This is a genomic window from Lysinibacillus sp. CTST325 (genome assembly GCF_054665055.1).
The window spans coordinates 182,747-200,305 of sequence record NZ_BAAFHO010000002.1; the positions used below are offsets into that span (position 1 = coordinate 182,747).

The 17,559-nt window shown below is 38.0% G+C and carries 16 protein-coding genes, 1 pseudogene and 1 riboswitch; of the genes and pseudogenes, 9 read left to right on the forward strand and 8 right to left on the reverse strand.

Features of this window, described 5'->3' with window-relative positions:
• The first annotated feature begins 110 nt into the window (after positions 1-110).
• Positions 111-2,087, forward strand: a complete 1,977-nt coding sequence (gene parE / locus ACYQ73_RS06345) for a DNA topoisomerase IV subunit B (RefSeq protein ID WP_460011693.1) — start codon at positions 111-113, stop codon at positions 2,085-2,087.
• Entirely contained in the window at positions 2,084-4,516 is a 2,433-nt protein-coding gene (gene parC, locus ACYQ73_RS06350; RefSeq protein WP_460011694.1) for a DNA topoisomerase IV subunit A, read from the forward strand. The genes parE and parC overlap by 4 nt, the downstream gene beginning before the upstream one ends.
• A gap of 175 nt (positions 4,517-4,691) precedes the next feature.
• Here the strand turns inward: parC and ACYQ73_RS06355 are convergent, their stop codons facing one another.
• Together ACYQ73_RS06355 and ACYQ73_RS06360 are read right to left on the reverse strand one after the other, a co-directional pair.
• Entirely contained in the window at positions 4,692-5,978 is a 1,287-nt protein-coding gene (locus ACYQ73_RS06355) for an MFS transporter (RefSeq protein WP_460011695.1), read from the reverse strand.
• A gap of 174 nt (positions 5,979-6,152) precedes the next feature.
• The gene (locus ACYQ73_RS06360; RefSeq protein ID WP_460011696.1) at positions 6,153-6,761 is read right to left on the reverse strand and encodes a TetR/AcrR family transcriptional regulator; all 609 of its coding nucleotides are present in this window, start codon (positions 6,759-6,761) and stop codon (positions 6,153-6,155) included.
• Positions 6,762-7,167: 406 nt separating this feature from the next.
• Positions 7,168-7,277, forward strand: a riboswitch (TPP riboswitch).
• Positions 7,278-7,450: 173 nt separating this feature from the next.
• Between ACYQ73_RS06360 and ACYQ73_RS06365 the strand changes: the two genes are divergently transcribed.
• From ACYQ73_RS06365 to ACYQ73_RS06385, 5 genes are read left to right on the forward strand one after another with little or no spacing between them, the layout of a single operon-like run.
• Entirely contained in the window at positions 7,451-8,446 is a 996-nt protein-coding gene (locus ACYQ73_RS06365; RefSeq protein WP_460011697.1) for an ABC transporter substrate-binding protein, read from the forward strand.
• Between the two features lies 1 nt (position 8,447).
• Positions 8,448-8,738, forward strand: a complete 291-nt coding sequence (locus ACYQ73_RS06370) for a thiamine-binding protein (RefSeq protein WP_460011698.1) — start codon at positions 8,448-8,450, stop codon at positions 8,736-8,738.
• Positions 8,738-9,508 (forward strand): ABC transporter permease, encoded by a 771-nt coding sequence (locus ACYQ73_RS06375; RefSeq protein WP_460012308.1) that lies wholly within the window; start codon positions 8,738-8,740, stop codon positions 9,506-9,508. The genes ACYQ73_RS06370 and ACYQ73_RS06375 overlap by 1 nt, the downstream gene beginning before the upstream one ends.
• Complete coding sequence (locus ACYQ73_RS06380; RefSeq protein WP_460011699.1) at positions 9,486-10,235, forward strand: ABC transporter ATP-binding protein; 750 nt, start codon at positions 9,486-9,488, stop codon at positions 10,233-10,235. The genes ACYQ73_RS06375 and ACYQ73_RS06380 overlap by 23 nt, the downstream gene beginning before the upstream one ends.
• Positions 10,225-10,974 (forward strand): TatD family hydrolase, encoded by a 750-nt coding sequence (locus tag ACYQ73_RS06385; RefSeq protein ID WP_460011700.1) that lies wholly within the window; start codon positions 10,225-10,227, stop codon positions 10,972-10,974. The genes ACYQ73_RS06380 and ACYQ73_RS06385 overlap by 11 nt, the downstream gene beginning before the upstream one ends.
• On the opposite strand, the gene ACYQ73_RS06390 is transcribed toward ACYQ73_RS06385, so the two are convergent.
• Complete coding sequence (locus ACYQ73_RS06390; protein WP_460011701.1) at positions 10,940-11,431, reverse strand: hypothetical protein; 492 nt, start codon at positions 11,429-11,431, stop codon at positions 10,940-10,942. The two genes, ACYQ73_RS06385 and ACYQ73_RS06390, sit on opposite strands and share 35 nt — an antisense overlap.
• A 122-nt stretch (positions 11,432-11,553) precedes the next feature.
• Here ACYQ73_RS06390 and ACYQ73_RS06395 point away from each other — a divergent pair, with 122 nt between their 5' ends.
• Together ACYQ73_RS06395 and ACYQ73_RS06400 are read left to right on the forward strand one after the other, a co-directional pair.
• Positions 11,554-11,952: a TetR/AcrR family transcriptional regulator gene (locus ACYQ73_RS06395; RefSeq protein WP_460011702.1), complete on the forward strand. Its 399-nt coding sequence runs from the start codon at positions 11,554-11,556 to the stop codon at positions 11,950-11,952.
• A gap of 187 nt (positions 11,953-12,139) precedes the next feature.
• Positions 12,140-12,562 (forward strand): annotated as a pseudogene (locus ACYQ73_RS06400) (YvaD family protein).
• Here the strand turns inward: ACYQ73_RS06400 and ACYQ73_RS06405 are convergent.
• The 5 genes from ACYQ73_RS06405 to ACYQ73_RS06425 form a co-directional block, all read right to left on the reverse strand.
• Entirely contained in the window at positions 12,559-12,741 is a 183-nt protein-coding gene (locus tag ACYQ73_RS06405) for a hypothetical protein (protein ID WP_460011703.1), read from the reverse strand. The pseudogene ACYQ73_RS06400 and the gene ACYQ73_RS06405 overlap by 4 nt on opposite strands.
• 193 nt (positions 12,742-12,934) lie before the next feature.
• Positions 12,935-14,479 (reverse strand): solute symporter family protein, encoded by a 1,545-nt coding sequence (locus tag ACYQ73_RS06410; protein WP_460012309.1) that lies wholly within the window; start codon positions 14,477-14,479, stop codon positions 12,935-12,937.
• A gap of 8 nt (positions 14,480-14,487) precedes the next feature.
• A complete protein-coding gene (locus ACYQ73_RS06415) occupies positions 14,488-14,826 on the reverse strand; it encodes a DUF485 domain-containing protein (protein WP_460011704.1) in 339 nt (112 codons plus the stop codon).
• Positions 14,827-15,314: 488 nt separating this feature from the next.
• The gene (locus tag ACYQ73_RS06420; protein WP_460011705.1) at positions 15,315-16,868 is read right to left on the reverse strand and encodes a solute symporter family protein; all 1,554 of its coding nucleotides are present in this window, start codon (positions 16,866-16,868) and stop codon (positions 15,315-15,317) included.
• Positions 16,869-17,204 (reverse strand): DUF485 domain-containing protein, encoded by a 336-nt coding sequence (locus tag ACYQ73_RS06425; protein ID WP_460011706.1) that lies wholly within the window; start codon positions 17,202-17,204, stop codon positions 16,869-16,871.
• Positions 17,205-17,559: the final 355 nt, after the last annotated feature.

A 17,559-nucleotide genomic window follows, 5' to 3' on the forward strand; every position in this document is an offset into this window, starting at 1 on the left:
GAATTTTTAAAAATTTTTTGGGCCTGTCACTAGATATTGTTAGGAAATGCTATTATTATTAGGAAGAGAATATAAATAGAACATGCGTTTGTTTTTTGGAGGGGAAATTTTTGGCGAATAAACAGTCACCAAGCGTCTATAATGATGACGCCATTCAAGTATTAGAAGGATTAGAAGCGGTACGAAAACGACCCGGCATGTATATCGGTTCTACAGATGGCCGTGGACTTCATCACCTAGTATATGAAATCGTCGATAATGCGGTGGATGAAGCACTGGCTGGCTTTGGTTCTCATATCATTGTCACTATTCATAAAGATCAAAGTATCAGCGTTCGAGACTTCGGCCGAGGAATGCCAACAGGTATGCATAAGATGGGGAAACCAACTCCCGAGATTATCTTCACTGTCTTACATGCCGGTGGTAAATTCGGACAAGGCGGCTATAAAACAAGTGGTGGCTTACATGGTGTAGGTTCGTCTGTTGTTAATGCCTTATCCACTTTTTTAGAAGTAACGATTCATCGCGATGGTAAAAAGTATCGTCAACGTTTTGAAAACGGTGGCCATCCTGTGACGACATTAGAAGAAATTGGACAAACAAAGCAGACAGGAACGCTTGTTCATTTTCTACCAGATGACACGATTTTCTCTGTAACAAAATACAATTATGATACGCTTGCAGAACGTTTACGAGAGTCAGCGTTTTTATTAAAAGGCTTAAAAATTGAGTTAATCGATGAACGCGAGGAAGGCAAAGGTGATGTTTTCTTTTATGAGAACGGCATTGAAGCTTTCGTTGCGTATTTGAATGAGGAGAAAGACGTACTTCATCCTGTTAAGTATGTGGAAGGGATTCAAGACGAAATTGAAGTTGAATTCGCCTTTCAATACAACGATGGGTACTCAGAAACAATCCTTTCATTTGTTAACAATGTGCGTACACGAGATGGTGGGACACATGAAACAGGTGCCAAATCAGCGTTAACACGTGTGTTCAATGAATATGCACGGAAAATTGGTTTGTTAAAAGATAAAGATAAAAATCTTGAAGGGACAGACATTCGAGAAGGCTTAGCGGCGATTGTTTCTGTTCGTATACCAGAGCATTTACTACAATTTGAGGGTCAAACGAAGGGCAAACTTGGGACGAGTGAGGCACGCTCGGCAGTAGATAGTGTTGTTTCAGAGCAAATTTTATATGTGCTTGAGGAAAACGCTGAATTGTCTGCATCTCTTGTGCGTAAAGCTATTCGTGCGCAACAAGTACGTGAAGCGGCTCGTAAAGCACGTGAAGATGCACGAAACGGCAAGAAGAGCAAAAAAGCCAGTACCATTCTTTCTGGAAAATTAACACCTGCACAATCTCGAAATGCAGCGAAAAACGAGTTGTATTTAGTCGAAGGTGACTCTGCGGGTGGCTCTGCAAAACAAGGGCGAGATCGTACGTTCCAAGCGATTTTACCTTTGCGTGGTAAAGTTATTAATACAGAAAAAGCAAAGCTGCAAGATATTATGAAAAATGAGGAGATTTCAACGATTATCCATGCCATTGGTGCTGGTGTCGGAACAGATTTCTCTGTCGAGGATTCATCGTATGATAAAGTCGTTATTATGACCGATGCTGATACTGACGGAGCGCATATTCAAGTGCTGCTGTTAACATTCTTCTATCGTTATATGCGACCATTGATTGAAGCTGGAAAGGTATTTATCGCATTACCACCACTTTATAAAATATCAAGAGGCACTGGTAAAAAAGAAGTGATTGAATATGCTTGGACTGAAAATGACTTACAAGCGGCCATTAAAAAAGTTGGAAAGGGTTACATATTACAGCGTTATAAAGGGCTCGGTGAGATGAATGCTGACCAGCTATGGGATACGACAATGAACCCTGAAACACGTACATTAATTCGTGTTACGATCGAGGATGGTGCACGTGCTGAAAGACGTGTGACAACATTAATGGGCGATAAAGTAGAGCCGCGCCGTAAATGGATCGAAGCTAATGTAGACTTCGGTATGGAGGATGATTCAAATATTTTAGACAATGAATTCATCCAACAAGAGGAGGACCAAGCATGAGTAGTACGGAAAAATTTCAAGATTTACCTTTAGAAGAAGTTATGGGTGACCGTTTTGGTCGCTATAGTAAATATATTATTCAAGACCGCGCGTTGCCTGATGCACGTGACGGTCTTAAGCCTGTGCAACGACGTATTTTATATGCGATGTTTACAGAGGGCAATACGAACGAGAAACCATTCCGTAAATCAGCAAAAACTGTCGGTAATGTTATCGGTAACTATCATCCACACGGTGATAGCTCAGTATATGAAGCAATGGTGCGTATGAGTCAGGATTGGAAGGCGCGTCATATGCTTATTGAAATGCATGGGAATAACGGTTCTGTTGATGGTGACCCACCGGCAGCGATGCGTTATACCGAAGCGAGACTTTCTGCTATTGCAGCAGAGATGCTACGTGATATTGGCAAGAAAACAGTTGAATTTGTACCGAACTTCGATGATCAGGATATGGAGCCAACTGTTTTACCAGCTCGTTTCCCGAACTTACTAGTCAACGGCTCAACTGGTATTTCGGCCGGTTATGCGACAGATATCCCTCCTCACGCACTTGATGAGGTGCTAGACGGTGTTCTTATGCGTTTAGATAACCCAAATACCACTGTCGATGATTTAATGACCGTTATTAAAGGGCCTGATTTCCCTACAGGTGGGATCATTCAAGGTGTCGATGGCATTAAAAAAGCATACGAAACAGGACGCGGTAAAATCATTGTGCGTGCGCAAGCAGTCGTTGAGCCGATTAAAGGTGGCAAAGAGCAAATTGTTATTACGGAATTACCGTATGATGTCAATAAAGCAAATCTTGTGAAGAAAATCGATGAGCAACGTGTAGATAAACGACTTGAAGGAATTGCAGAAATTCGCGATGAATCGGATCGTACAGGCCTACGTGTTGTCATTGAACTGAAAAAAGAGGTTCCTGGACAAGGAATTTTAAACTATTTGTTCAAAACAACTGATTTACAAGTAGCTTATAATTTTAATATGATTGCTATCCATAATCGTCGTCCGACAATGATGACATTGCCATTGTTACTGGATTCTTATATTGCCCATCAAAAGGAAGTCGTGACGAACCGCTCCATTTATGATTTGCAAAAAGCTAAAGATCGTTCGCATATTGTTGATGGCTTGATTAAGGCGCTGTCCATTTTAGATGAAGTCATTGCAACGATTCGTTCTTCTAATGACAAACGAGATGCGAAAACGAATTTACAGGTGAAGTTTGACTTTACAGAAGTGCAATCAGAGGCAATCGTTAGCTTGCAATTATACCGTTTAACAAATACGGATATTACGGAATTACGTGCTGAACAGGAAGAATTAAATAAATTGATTGCTAAGCTTGAAGGAATTCTTAATAGTGAAGCAAAACTAGTACGTGTTATTAAACAAGAACTACTTGACATTAAAAAGCGCTTTGCAGAGCCACGTCGTTCAAAAATCGAACAAGAAATTGAAGAAATCAAAATTACGTTAGATGTCCTTGTCCCAAGTGAAGAGGTCGTAGTGACTGTCACAAAGGATGGCTATATTAAGCGTACATCTACACGTTCACATGCAGCTTCGAATGGTCAGGATTTTGCGATGAAGGATTCTGATTATTTATTATATGAAGCAAATTTAAATACACAACATCATCTTCTGCTGTTCACAAATCGAGGCAATTACATTTATCAGCCTGTCCATGAACTACCTGATATTCGTTGGAAGGATCTTGGCCAGCATATTTCAAGTATTGTGCCGACCGGGGAAGATGAATCTATTATTGCTGTATATGGTTTTGAGACATTCGAACAGGCCAATATGTATATTTTAACGGCTACGAAAGATGGACAAATTAAACGCTCACCTGTAGCAGATTATGCTGTTACACGCTACTCGAAGCCGATCAAAACGATGAATGTCAAGTCAGGCGATGAAATGATTTTTGCAGGTATTGTGACGGACGAGGCAGAACTAATGTTAACGACAGATACTGCCTATGCTATTCGTTTCCCAATGGAGGAATTACCAGTAACGGGTGTTAAAACAGGCGGTGTCAAAGGGATTACGCTGAAAGACGGAGAAGCATTAGTCGGCATTAATATTTTACCGCCAAATGACACGGCATATGTTGCGATTGTGACACAGCGCGGTGCTGTGAAGAAAATGAATGTTGCCGAAGTAGAGATGACGAGTCGTGCAAAACGCGGCTTAAAAGTGTTAACAGAATTAAAAGCGAACCCACATCGTATCGTGGCTGTAGTCAAGGTCACTGATGGGGAACAACTAACTATCGAAACGGAAAAAGGTGTGCAAGAGATCCTTGATGTACAAGCATTAACTCGAGCAGATCGCCATTCTAATGGCTCCTTTAAAGTAGATATAGCTACAGACGGTGCCATTTCACATGTCTTTACGGTCAAAAAAGAAGAGAAATAAAATTAGTTTTCAGCCCATGCTCCTTTACGAGCTGGGCTTTTTGAGTTAATTGAAACCAATGAGATTGGTGCTTTGTCTAACATATATACAATCAGGGAGGATTGTAAAGTGATGCTTTACCTAACGATAAAGTCGGTTGAAAAACTGGTTTGATCGATTAGTGGAAAGACAATCATTAAGAAGAAACAGGTACTTTTCTTTCATTCCTTTCAATTTCTTTAACGTATAGCGTTTTTGTTAATATGTAGTACAAAAATGTGCCCGTTAAACCTAGAATAAGGAGCAATCCGCTCATATATATGGGGCGAATCCACTGTCCAATGATGATCAATAACGAAGCTACAATCATGGCTCCATATGTAGTTAAGCTATTAAAAGCCATATAGGTGCTACGAGCGTTAGATGGGGCAAGTTCGCCTATCATCGCCTGTTTAATAGGAATAAACATCAGCTCACCAATTGTTCCAATAAACATGGCAATAAAAAGAACCAACACACTATTTGAAGAAGCAAAAACACTAAAGCATATAGAAAAGATCAGCATTCCTGTAACAAGAGTCCAGCGATCACTGTATTTTTTAAATAAGAATAATACAATACTTGATAGGAGAACTACAAGAATAGTATTCTCTGTTCGGAGAAATCCAAGCATTTTAGTGCCGTCTACGATGAAATCTATGCCAAACAATGAAGCTGACTGTTGGGGTATATCTTTTTCAAGGCGAATCCCAATATAGTTGGATAAAGACTGTTCCAATGTAAAGATCAAGATTGCTCCTAAAATATAAAACATAAACAGCTTATCTTTTAAAACGGTTGAGTAAGTTTGAAACAACTCTACTGGTAAAAATTTTTTCTTATGAAGAGAAGACTTAGGTGAAGGTTCTGGTGAATAGGTTTCTGAGATGAAGAAAATAGTCACGAATACAGATAATAAAGAGATAAGTGAAATCCCAATAAATAGTTCAAATAAGTAGTTTTTAAAAAGAAATGCCCCCATGATTCCTCCAATTGCGGTTGATAAATTTCCCAACCAGTAGCTAATTGTAAATACAAGCTTTCTCGATTCGGAATTAGTAACATCAATCATCATAGCTTGTGCGGCTGGCTGAAACATCCCTCCGCAAAACATAGTGATGATGAAGAATGCCGCAGAAATATAAGGAAGGTTAAACCAAGGAGAATTACAAAGTGCTATAAACAGATACGAAAGTAATAAACCAATTTCAGTATAAATCATTATTTTTTTTCGCCCAATTTTATCTGAAACATGTCCTCCGATAACCCCTCCAATAACTCCGCTAATCACTATTATTATAAGAATAATACCCGTTTTAGTAGCTCCGATATTTTGAGTAAAATAAATTGCCAGAAAAGGTATAACAGCCATAGAAATAAGACCGCCTAGAAATTGCATGACTAGGCGAAGTTTGATGTTGGGATGGATATCTCTCAATTTCATATAATCACTCCTAAATATATTAAATATGAACTATTTCCGATAGAATCTTCAGGTGTCTCAGTTGGGGGTTATCTATTGATTATCCTATTAGGAAGTGTCTCTTTGACTCTCTTTTATGTTTAACTTGTTTAACCTTATTATCTACAAGTGATGGCCGGGCAAAGGGGGAGGAGCTTATTTATTAGCGATAGGCCCAAATAATCTCAGTGCTTGTCTCGATATATCCTTCCGCGTCTCGTTTGTATATTCATCAATAAACGTTAAACGCATTCCGTTTAAGATGGATAAGTATGATTCAGCAATTAATGAAGGTGATTCTTCATAAAAGGAACCAAGCCTTTGTCCTGATTCAATAATCGGATAAATAGAGGCCTTAAATAATTTTGCAAAATCATCTAGTTCTTTATAAAGCTTCGGAAACCGTTCAGGTCTTGCAAGAACCTGCTGAATTAGGCGTAGAAATTCAATTCTCATTGCAAAAAGTTGTACATGACAATCTATCATTTCCTTAATAACTGTAAGAGGCTCACCTTTAAAGTGTTTTTCTATCTCGATAAAATACGGTTTGATTTCTTCCAAGGGTTCCAAAATAGCTACTTCATAAAGTACTTCTTTTGAATCAAAATATGTAAATACGGTACCAAAACTAACACCAGCTTCCTTTGCTATTTCGGCAACTTTTGTCTCTGCAAAACCATTCTCACTATATAATTTAATGGCGGCGTTCAGGATAGTAGATCTTTTTCTTTTCTTTTTTTCATCATTAGTAAGTTTAGTCTCCATTTAGATATTCCTTTCATAATAAATGATTGATTAATCAATCAAATTTTATTGTAATTTGTTTCCATTGTCAATATATTGATGGGATTTTTTGAATTTTATAGTTAGCTATAATGGAATTCCTTAAATGAAGGGATATTATTCTTTAAAATTGAGTCTTTAAAAAAAGTAGAACTGACATTTTAAGCATGAAGCCTCTATTTCAATGGAGTCTGAAAATATTATCTAGCTCTCCTAAAGTACGTTTTACAAAGGAAGCGCCATAGCAGTTATTTGGTGTGAATGAAAAATATATTTCAAAAAAAGGATTAGAAATAAGGCTATAAAATAATAATTCAGCGCTATTTGCAAACAGAGCCTTGTCATTTCCAAATAGATATGGGTATAATAATCACGAAAAGTTCATATGGAAAGAATGTAGGGGGGCTGGTGTTGCCAGCTGAGATTGTGTCCGATAGACGCTAACCCTTTGAACCTGATTTGGCTCGTACCAGCGTAGGGAACATCTATTCAAAAAGTAAAAGTTTTTGATATTGATAACAAAACGTCTGGGAGGAATCCTAGGCGTTTTTTATGTTTTCAGACTTTTGTTGCATGCACATACCTTACGTGTAAACAGACCGTGAATGGTTTCTTCTTGTAAAAACATTCATTCATGAACACTTTCACACTACTTACTTGGAGGATTCAGCATGAAAAAATGGTTATTGGTCCTTATGGCTGCACTTTTAACTTTAGTGGGCTGTAGCGAAAAAGAGACTAAAAAGGATAATAAGGGATTAACGAAAGTATCAGTTGTTCTTGATTGGACACCGAATACAAATCATACAGGTTTATATGTAGCGAAAAAACTTGGCTACTTTAAGGAACGGGGCTTAGATGTCGATATTTTATTACCTGGCGAAGCGGGTGCAGATCAGCTTGTGGCGTCTGGGAAGGCTCAGTTTGGCGTCAGCTATCAGGAAGGGATTACACAGGCACGTGTGCAAGATGTACCTTTAGTATCGATCGCGGCGATTATTCAACATAATACTTCTGGCTTCGCGTCCATTGCATCCAAAGGCATCACGTCACCTAAGGATTTTGAAGGTAAAACATACGGTGGCTGGGGTGCACCACTTGAAAAGGCAGTACTGCAATCACTAATGCAATCAAAAAAGGCAGATATTAATAAGTTAGATATTGTCAATGCAGGCGATTTAGACTTCTTCACAATGATGAAAAAAGATATTGATTTTGCGTGGATTTATTATGCTTGGACAGGTATTGAAGCCGAACTGCGTGGCGAAAAACTAAACATGCTATATTTAACAGATTATAGTGATCAGTTAGATTATTACACACCTGTACTCGCTACAAATGAAAAAATGATTAAGGATGATCCTGAGACGGTAAAAGCATTTGTCGCTGCTGCAGCAAAGGGCTATGAATATGCGATCAGTCACCCGAATGAAGCGGCTGATATTTTACTAGAAGCGGTACCTGATTTAGATAAGAACCTTGTCCATAAAAGTCAGGAATGGCTAGCGGATAAGTATCAAGACGACGCTGCACAATGGGGCGAGCAAAAGCTATCTGTTTGGGAAAACTACGCGAAATGGATGACAGACAACAAAGTTTTAGAGGGCGAATTTAACGCAAAACAAGCATTTACAAACGACTTTTTACCAAAAAAGGAGACGAAGTAGTATGGCAAACTCATTAATAAGTGTACAAATTATCCCGAAAACTGAAAAATATGAAGATGTGATCCCATTTGTCGATGCAGCGATTGCGGTTATCGACGCATCAGGGGTGAAATATGAAGTTCATCCGTTAGAAACGACAATGGAGGGTGAGCTATCGACTTTACTACAAATCATTGAAAAAATGAATGACAAGATGATTGAACTTGGCGCGATCAATGTCATTACGCAGGTGAAAATTTTATATCAGCCATCAGGTATTACAATGGATACGTTAACGGAGAAATACCAGTGATGAAGCAAGCTGTTAAACAAGGAAGGACGATAATTTTTATCGCCTTCCTCTTATTCATATGGGAACTAATTGTTCGTTTTGCAGATGTGCCACATTGGCTATTGCCTACACCAAGTGCCATTTTGAAAGAAGGCTTTCAAACGTATGAGACATTTGTGCCGCATGCGTTAGCGACTGTTCAGTTAGCACTTCTAGGACTTGCCATTGGAATATTGTGCGGGTTAACTGTTGCCGTGCTATTACATCGTTTTACGTTTGTGCGGGAGCTATTTTATCCTATTCTTATTATGTCACAAAATGTCCCTGTGCTCGTCCTAGCACCGCTCTTAATCATTTGGTTTGGCTTTGGTTTATTGCCAAAGCTCATTATTATTTGTCTTGTGTGCTTTTTCCCAATTGTTATTTCAGCAATGGATGGCTTCCGTCAAACCTCACCTGAGCTGAAGCATTATTTCCAAATGATTGGGGCAACGAAAGCACAAACCTTTTGGAAGCTTGAATGGCCCTATGCGTACCCAGCGATTTTTTCAGGCATTAAGATTGCGGCAACGTATAGCGTTATGGGGGCTGTCATAGCGGAATGGTTAGGTGCGAAAATGGGGATTGGTGTCTATATGACATTGGCACAATCTTCATTTCGAACGGATCGCGTGTTTGTAGCGATTTTTGCTATCGTATTTTTAAGTTTACTATTATTTAGCGCTATTCGATTTTTAGAAAAACTTGTTGTGAAGGGGAGAGGACTCCATGCTAAGCATTCAAAACATTGATAAATCCTTTGATGCTCTTCCGGTTATTCGCGATTTATCATTTGAGGTGAAAGACGGGGAATTTGTGGCGATTATCGGTCCGTCGGGCAGTGGAAAAAGTACACTCTTTCAACTAATTGGTGGTGTTACTTCGATTGATAAAGGTGCCATTTTATTAAACGATACAGATATCCAACAAAAAAGGGGAACGATTGGCTATATGCCTCAGCAGCCCTGCTTACTACCATGGCGTACGATATTGGAGAACGTCGCGATTGTCGAAGAGCTTCATCGAAAACCAAATGTTGAGCTTGCGAAGGAATGGTTAGAAAAAGTAGGGCTCGCAGCCTTTGAGAATGCGTATCCTAATGAGCTTTCGGGCGGTATGCAACAGCGGGTATCATTTATTCGCGCGATTGTCAGTAATAAGCCCATTTTGTGCTTAGATGAGCCATTTTCTGCCCTTGATGAGTTTACAAGGCTTGAAATGCAGGCGTGGCTTTTATCTATATGGGAGAAAGATCGAAAATCAATATTGTTCGTTACACATAGTATCGAGGAAGCTCTCTTTTTAGCGGATCGTATCATCGTGCTCACGAAACGGCCAGCGACGATTAAAAAAGAATTGATTGTACCTTTTGCAAGGCCACGCCAAGAAGAAATTCGTCATTCCGCTACATTTACGGCACTAAAGCAACAGCTATTCACGTATTTAAAAGAAGAAAAGGATGAGACGAATGTTGATTGATGCACATATTCATTTAGATCAGTATAAGGAACACGACATACCAACTTTGCTAGAGGAAGCTGAACAAGTTATTGCCGTTAGCATGAATCTTCCATCGTGCGAGAAGACGTTGAAGCTGTCGAACATCTATGCAAAGGTAAAGGCAGCATTTGGCTTTCATCCCGAACAACCGTTACCAAGTGAAGTGGAGGAAGACGCATTATTCGATTGGATACGTCAACATGCTCATGAAATGGTAGCGATTGGCGAGGTAGGGTTGCCTTATTATTTGAGACAGGAGAAGGCGATTGATGATCGTCCGTATGTGGCATTGTTAGAACGGTTTATCGTATTGGCGAAGGAATTAAATAAACCAATTGTGTTACATGCGGTTTATGAGGATGCGGCGATTGTTTGTGATTTACTAGAAAAACATCAAGTAACGAAAGCGCATTTTCATTGGTTTAAAGGCGATGAAGAAGTGATTGAACGGATGATTTCTAATGGGTATTTCATTTCTGTCACGCCTGATTGTACGTATGAGGCAGAAATTCAACAGCTTATCAAAAAATACCCAATTGAGCTGATGATGGTAGAAACAGATGGACCATGGCCGTTCGAAGGTCAATTTGACAATAAACGAACATCTCCTTGGATGATGGATCATTCCATCGAAATTATCGCTTCGATGAAGAGTCTTACAACTGAGGAAGCGGCGCGTATCATTACAATAAATACGACAGCATTTTATAATTTATAGCAAAAAACGCAGCTGTTCTTTTAAAGAGCAGCTGTGTTTTTATTAAAAGTATCAGAATCGCTGATAAAACGTCGAACTTCGCTGATAGAAGAGCTAGAATCGCTGATAAAACGTCAAACATCGCTGATAAAAGAGCTAGAATCGCTGATAAAACGTCAAACATCGCTGATAAAAGAGCTAGAATCGCTGATAAAACGTCAAACATCGCTGATAGAAGAACTAGAATCGCTGATAAAACGTCGAACTTCGCTGATAGAAGAGCTAGAATCGCTGATAAAACGTCAAACATCGCTGATAGAAGAACTAGAATCGCTGATAAAACGTCGAACTTCGCTGATAGAAGAGCTAGAATCGCTGATAAAACGTCAAACATCGCTGATAAAAGAGCTAGAATCGCTGATAAAACGTCAAACATCGCTGATAAAAGAGCTAGAATCGCTGATAAAGCACCAAACATCGCTGATAAAAAATATCAGAATCACTAACCTTGGTTTACGCTGGTGTTCATAGGAATCTCTCGCTATTAAGCGAAGTGAGAGTATTTTAATTGACATTATTTCCAATAGGCAGGTGATCATCTTGAAAGATAGAATTTTAAAGGTATCAATTAGTGAAGCTGAACGAAAAGGATTCCGATTTACGATGGGCGAGCTAGCAAAACAGCTTGGTATGAGTACTAAAACATTGTATGGATATTATCCCTCAAAGGAAGAACTGCTAAAGGAAATGATTGGTCTTGCAATTGATGAACTGAAGATGAAAGAGGAAGAAATACTGCATGATTCAACTCTAAATCTATTAGAAAAAATACAGAAATGTCTTGTACTCATTCCAGCAGATTTTCAATTTGCTCGGCTTAAATATTTAGAGGAGCTTCAAAGATATTATCCAAAGCAGTGGGAAACACTCGATCAATTTATTCATGAGCAATGGACAGGCATCTTTTCGTTAATAGATGAAGGGATTGTCGCAAATTAAATACGTCCCTTTAATAAAGAGATATTTATAGAAATCTATGTTGGAGGGCTTTATCGATTGATGGAACATGCATCAAAAAACAGAAATATGAGTTCGCTTCAGGATACAATGCAGGAAATGGTGGACATTCTTATGCTTGGGATTCTTAAAGATGACGTTCATGAAGAAAATTAAATGGGGGCTGTAGATGAGTAAAACTTTAAGATACCTATTTTTAGTTACAGATTTCTTTTTTATACTCTATTGGCTAGTCACTTTTTTTTCATTTGATTCCAGAAGAGTATTTATATCAGGATTATCAAAATGAATTATTAGTTATTTGGAATTGGTCGTTTTTCCCGCTAGATATTTTAATTTCAGTTACTGGTTTTATAAGTCTCTACCTTTTTAAAGTAAAAAATGTAAAGTGGAGAGCATTTGCCTTATTATCTCTGACACTCACATGTTGCTCAGGACTACAGGCGATTGCTTTTTGGACAATAAAGCTTGATTTTGATCTTATGTGGTGGATACCTAATCTTTTCTTTTACTTTATCCATTGTACTTTATTCCAAAGCTTATTACATTTAAACATCAAGATATCTCATTACAAGCAAAACACAACCACTAATCATCATCAGCGTGGTTGTGTTTTCTATGCTTTGTAAAATCTTGTTCAAGGCTTTCTTTTTTCGTTTTCGTTACACGTTCATGTGTGCTGAAAAGGGAGAATTGGCGATTTTTTTCGACGTCTTTCCCTTTCGTACGTTTGATATGCGAGCGCTTCTTTTTTGCTTTTGATTGTGTCATTGTCATTCCTCCTTGTTATCCTAAATATACCATAACGTGGGATTGAATTCCGTTCCATCTGTGCGCTTTTTTGCTGGCGCTTCGCTTTCGCACAGAACAAAGCTTCCTAGAGGCGTCAGATGAGCGCTTTGGCAACAAGTTAAGGCAAAGAAAAACCTCGTAAGTATTATTAGCTTACGAGGTCATTGTTATATTAGTGAGATACGTCCTGTACAGAAATACCTGTGTTTGCTTTAACATCCACTTCACGATATTTCTTAGCATCTGATTCCTTAGAAAGCAATGTTCCGATGAAACCTCCAAGGAAGCCAAGTGGTACAGAAATTATTGCAGGGTTCGTTAACGAAATTAATGGATTCCCAACGAAAATTGCTTTTCCTTCAACTGGATTCCAAAGGTTTGGTGAAACTGCAACAAGAATTAAAGCAGAGATTAAACCTGTTAACATTGCTGTAATAGCACCAGCTGTATTAAAGCGTTTCCAGTAGATTGTATAGATGATTACAGGTAAGTTAGCTGAACCTGCAATACAGAATGCAAGTGATACTAAGAACGCTACATTTAATGTTTGTGCACCAAGTGCTAAAAGGATTGAAATAACAGCGATTGTGATAGAACCGATACGAGCTGCAAGTACTTGCTCTTTTTCTGTAATTTTTCCTTTTTTAATGATTTGACCATAAATATCATGTGATAGGGCAGAAGCGCCAGAAAGTACAAGACCTGCTACTACCGCTAAGATTGTCGCGAAAGCTACCGCACATACGAATGAGAATAGAATGTCCCCACCAAGTGCTTCGGCAAGAAGTGGAGCAGCCATGTTACCAGCAGCGTTTGCAGCGATAATTTCTTCTTTACCAACGAATTTAGCTGCACCGAAGCCTAAGAAGATTGTAAGAATGTAGAAAATACCTACAATCCAGGTAGCCCAAATAACTGAAGAACGAGCAGTTTTCGCATCTTTTACTGTAAAGAAGCGCATTAGGATATGTGGAAGACCCGCTGTACCTAATACTAAAGCGATTAACATTGAGATTGTATCAACACCATTTTGATATTTAAGACCTGGGTTCAAATAAGCTGCACCGCTATCAGTTGCAGTTTCCATTTCTTTGAACATTGTTGCAATACTAAAGCCGAATTCTTTTAATACTAAGAATGAAATAATAACGGTACCTAACATTAAAAGACAAGCTTTAATAATTTGTACCCAAGATGTTGCAGTCATACCACCGAAAAGTACGTAAGTTGTCATCATAAAGCCTACGATTAAAACGGCAACCCAATAGTCGATTCCTAAAAGTAATTGAATAAGTGCTCCTGCACCAACTAGTTGTGCAATCATGTAGAATAATACAATTGTAATAGTGCTTAAAGCTGCTGTACCACGAACTTTAGAGCTATCAAAACGCGCTGTGATCATGTCAGCTAATGTAAATTTACCAAGATTACGTAATGGCTCAGCTACGATATATAAAACCACTAAATAAGCTACTAAATACCCGATAGAGAAGAAGAATCCATCAAATCCAAATAATGCAACTGCTCCGGCTATCCCTAAGAAAGATGCTGCTGATAAGTAGTCACCAGCGATGGCTAGTCCATTTTGCCAGCCTGTTAACCCACCGCCTGCAGTATAGAAATCACTTGCAGAAGAAGTTCGTTTTGATGCCCACCATGTAATAACTAATGTTAAACCAACAATGGCTACGAAGAAGAATATGGCTGTAAAACTCATTCCGTTATTCATCGGCGGCCACCTCCGTTCTCGTACTCAGCGATGATCGCCTTTGCCTCTTTATCAAAGCTATTTGCTTTTGCTACATATAAGTGACATAAGCACCAAGTCATGATGAATAGCCCTGCTGAATATACCCACACCCAAGTAATTTCCCCAAATGCCTTTTGGTGTAGTACTTTCGTGTACGAAGTAAGAATTGGTAGCAACATGTATGCTGCTAAAAAGAACACAGTCATTGACCAAAGAAATGATTTCTTTCTTCGCACAAGTGCTTTAAACGATTCTTGATTTGCAATTGCATCATAGTCAATCACGATGCTCTTATTGCCTTGATTGTTCCCCATTAACATTCCCCATTTTGTGTTTATTTTTACTGCTTAAAGACTTGATTTTGCTAGTTTAGTGAATTCACATCTTCATTTTATGAGACAGTTCACAAAATTGCAATACTTTTCAGAAAAAAATTATGAAAAAATAGTTTTCGAAAAAATAGTCTTAAAAGAGAATATACATGACAAATGTGAGAAATAAAAGTGTTTTGGAAAATTCTGATAAATAAATGAAGTTAGGTCAATTCTAGATTTCTGAATAGAAAATATGGATAAAATTTCAAAGGGGAAATGATTTTTTTAAAAAAATAAACACTATTTAGTCAGTGAAAATTGGTTTTTTTTGAAAGAGAATAGTATTGTTCGATAAATAAAATTGGTAAATTTTTATAAAAAAGCTAAAAAACCCGATAGAAAATCGAGTTTTTTAACTTGATATTTTTATTATAATGGATAGGACGATTGATATATTCTTTTACAATTATTTGGTTTATAAAAGGCGATCAATGAGAGATATCGGAAACGGAAATACCTGTGTTTGCTTTCACGCGAATTTCCTTGTAAATGCGATCTGCTTCTTCCTGAGATACTTTGCTAGAAGATAGCACAGTGCCTAAATATCCTGCGATAAAGCCAAGTGGAATTGTAATGACCGCTGGAACTGCTAACGGTACGATAGGATTACCAACAAAGATTGCTGCACCTTCAACAGGGCTCCATACATTTGGCCCCATGGCACCTAAAACTAAACATGATGCTAAACCAGTAACCATCGCTGTTATAGCACCTGTTGAATTGAATTTTTTCCAATAAATTGTGTAAAGAATAACTGGTAAGTTTGCTGAAGCACCGATACAAAATGCAAAGGATACTAAGAATGATACATTCAAGTTTTGCGCAAATAGTGCAAGGATAATGGATACAATGGCAATAGAAATCGAACCAGTACGAGCTGCTACAACTTGTTGCTTTTCAGTTAATTTACCACCTTTAATGATTTCTCCATAAATATCATGGGAAATCGCAGAAGCTCCTGTTAAAACTAAGCCCGAAACAACGGCTAAAATGGTTGCGAATGCTACGGCACCGATAAATGCCATTAACACATCACCGCCCAAATAATTAGCAAGAAGTGGGGCTGCCGTGTTACCAGCTTTACTTTCAGCAAGAATTTTATCGATCCCTACAAAATTTAATGCTCCAAAACCTAAGAAAATAGTTAATGAGAAGAAAATAGCTGTAATCCAAGTTGTCCATGAAATAGAAGAACGGGCAGTTTTGGCATCTTTAACAGTGAAGAAACGCATTAAAATATGAGGTAACCCAGATGTACCTAAAACAAGCGCCATCATCATCGAAACAGAATCAATTGTACTTGTGTATTTAATCCCTGGTACAAGGAATTTCTCACCATGATCAGTGGCGATCGTATCAAACATTTTCATAAGAGAGAAGTCGAATTTAATTAAGACTAATGTAGCTAATACGCCTGTCCCGAATAAAAGAAGGCTAGCTTTAATAATTTGCACCCAAGAAGTAGCTGTCATTCCACCGAATAATACATAAGTAGTCATCATAACACCTACGATTAAAACCGCAATCCAATACTCAATACCAAATAATAGTTTAATAAGAGCTCCTGCACCTACTAATTGTGCAATCATATAAAGGATTACGATGATAATTGTTCCTGACGCAGCAACCCCGCGAATGCGTTTTTCATTAAAACGGGCAGTAAGCATATCTGCTAAAGTATAACGACCTAAATTACGCATCGGCTCCGCAATTACATAAAGAAGAACTAAGTTAGCTACTACATAACCGACAGAGAAGAAGAAGCCATCAAAACCAGTTAATGCAATCGCACCGGACACGCCAAGAAATGCCGCGGCAGATAAGTAGTCACCAGCGATTGCAAAGCCATTTTGCCAACCTTTAAGACCACCACCAGCTGTATAAAAATCAGCCGCAGAAGACGTACGTTTCGCTGCGATATATGTTACTACAAGAGTTAAACCAACGATTGCTAAAAAGAAACCAACGGATACTAAGTTCATTTATTTTCCACCTTTCGCCTGATACTCAGTTAGTACTGCTGCCGCAGCTTTATCGAATGAAGAAGCTTTTTTCACATACACTGTACAAAGAACGATTGTCATAATGAATAATCCTGCTGAATAAACCCAAACACCCGTAATATTTCCGATGATTTTTTGTTGTAGTACAGGTTGGAAAGCGAGGATTGGTAACAAAATATAAAGTGTTAAAAATACTGCTGTAATTGAGAAAAGGAAGGTATTCTTCTTTTTCACGAACTTGTTGAACGATTCCATAGCTTCAATTGCACTATAGTCAACTGAATCTATGTTTTTGTTCTCAGAAATGTTTGCCATTATTATTCCCCCTAAAGTGATATATTTCTGTCTTAAACGACATATTTCTTTATTTCTTGTCGTTATATTCACTTATTTTATGGGGAAGATTCTTATAATGCAATACTAAATTTTGAGTTTTTACAATTTTTAATCACTTTTAGATTGTGGAAATAACATAGAAATAATAAGGATTTAATAGAAATAATCCGTATGAAAGAGAATGGCATTATTTCATAGAATAATATTCATATAATAGTTTGATGATAATAAATGTGAATGTAGGAGAAAATTTGAACGTGAAAGAGAATTTTTAAGAATTTATTATTGTGTCTTCATATGGAGGATTTGCAAGAAAACTAAAAAACTCTTGTTA

What these genes read in the sequence shown, in the direction of transcription:
- parC (WP_460011694.1), top strand. Translation starts at nt 2,084, where the DNA reads ATGAGTAGTACGGAAAAATTTCAAGATTTACCTTTAGAAGAAGTTATG.
- ACYQ73_RS06355 (WP_460011695.1), bottom strand. Translation starts at nt 5,978, where the DNA reads ATGAAATTGAGAGATATCCATCCCAACATCAAACTTCGCCTAGTCATG.
- ACYQ73_RS06360 (WP_460011696.1), bottom strand. Translation starts at nt 6,761, where the DNA reads ATGGAGACTAAACTTACTAATGATGAAAAAAAGAAAAGAAAAAGATCT.
- ACYQ73_RS06365 (WP_460011697.1), top strand. Translation starts at nt 7,451, where the DNA reads ATGAAAAAATGGTTATTGGTCCTTATGGCTGCACTTTTAACTTTAGTG.
- ACYQ73_RS06370 (WP_460011698.1), top strand. Translation starts at nt 8,448, where the DNA reads ATGGCAAACTCATTAATAAGTGTACAAATTATCCCGAAAACTGAAAAA.
- ACYQ73_RS06375 (WP_460012308.1), top strand. Translation starts at nt 8,738, where the DNA reads ATGAAGCAAGCTGTTAAACAAGGAAGGACGATAATTTTTATCGCCTTC.
- ACYQ73_RS06380 (WP_460011699.1), top strand. Translation starts at nt 9,486, where the DNA reads ATGCTAAGCATTCAAAACATTGATAAATCCTTTGATGCTCTTCCGGTT.
- ACYQ73_RS06385 (WP_460011700.1), top strand. Translation starts at nt 10,225, where the DNA reads ATGTTGATTGATGCACATATTCATTTAGATCAGTATAAGGAACACGAC.
- ACYQ73_RS06390 (WP_460011701.1), bottom strand. Translation starts at nt 11,431, where the DNA reads ATGTTTGGTGCTTTATCAGCGATTCTAGCTCTTTTATCAGCGATGTTT.
- ACYQ73_RS06405 (WP_460011703.1), bottom strand. Translation starts at nt 12,741, where the DNA reads ATGACACAATCAAAAGCAAAAAAGAAGCGCTCGCATATCAAACGTACG.
- ACYQ73_RS06410 (WP_460012309.1), bottom strand. Translation starts at nt 14,479, where the DNA reads ATGAGTTTTACAGCCATATTCTTCTTCGTAGCCATTGTTGGTTTAACA.
- ACYQ73_RS06415 (WP_460011704.1), bottom strand. Translation starts at nt 14,826, where the DNA reads ATGGGGAACAATCAAGGCAATAAGAGCATCGTGATTGACTATGATGCA.
- ACYQ73_RS06420 (WP_460011705.1), bottom strand. Translation starts at nt 16,868, where the DNA reads ATGAACTTAGTATCCGTTGGTTTCTTTTTAGCAATCGTTGGTTTAACT.
- ACYQ73_RS06425 (WP_460011706.1), bottom strand. Translation starts at nt 17,204, where the DNA reads ATGGCAAACATTTCTGAGAACAAAAACATAGATTCAGTTGACTATAGT.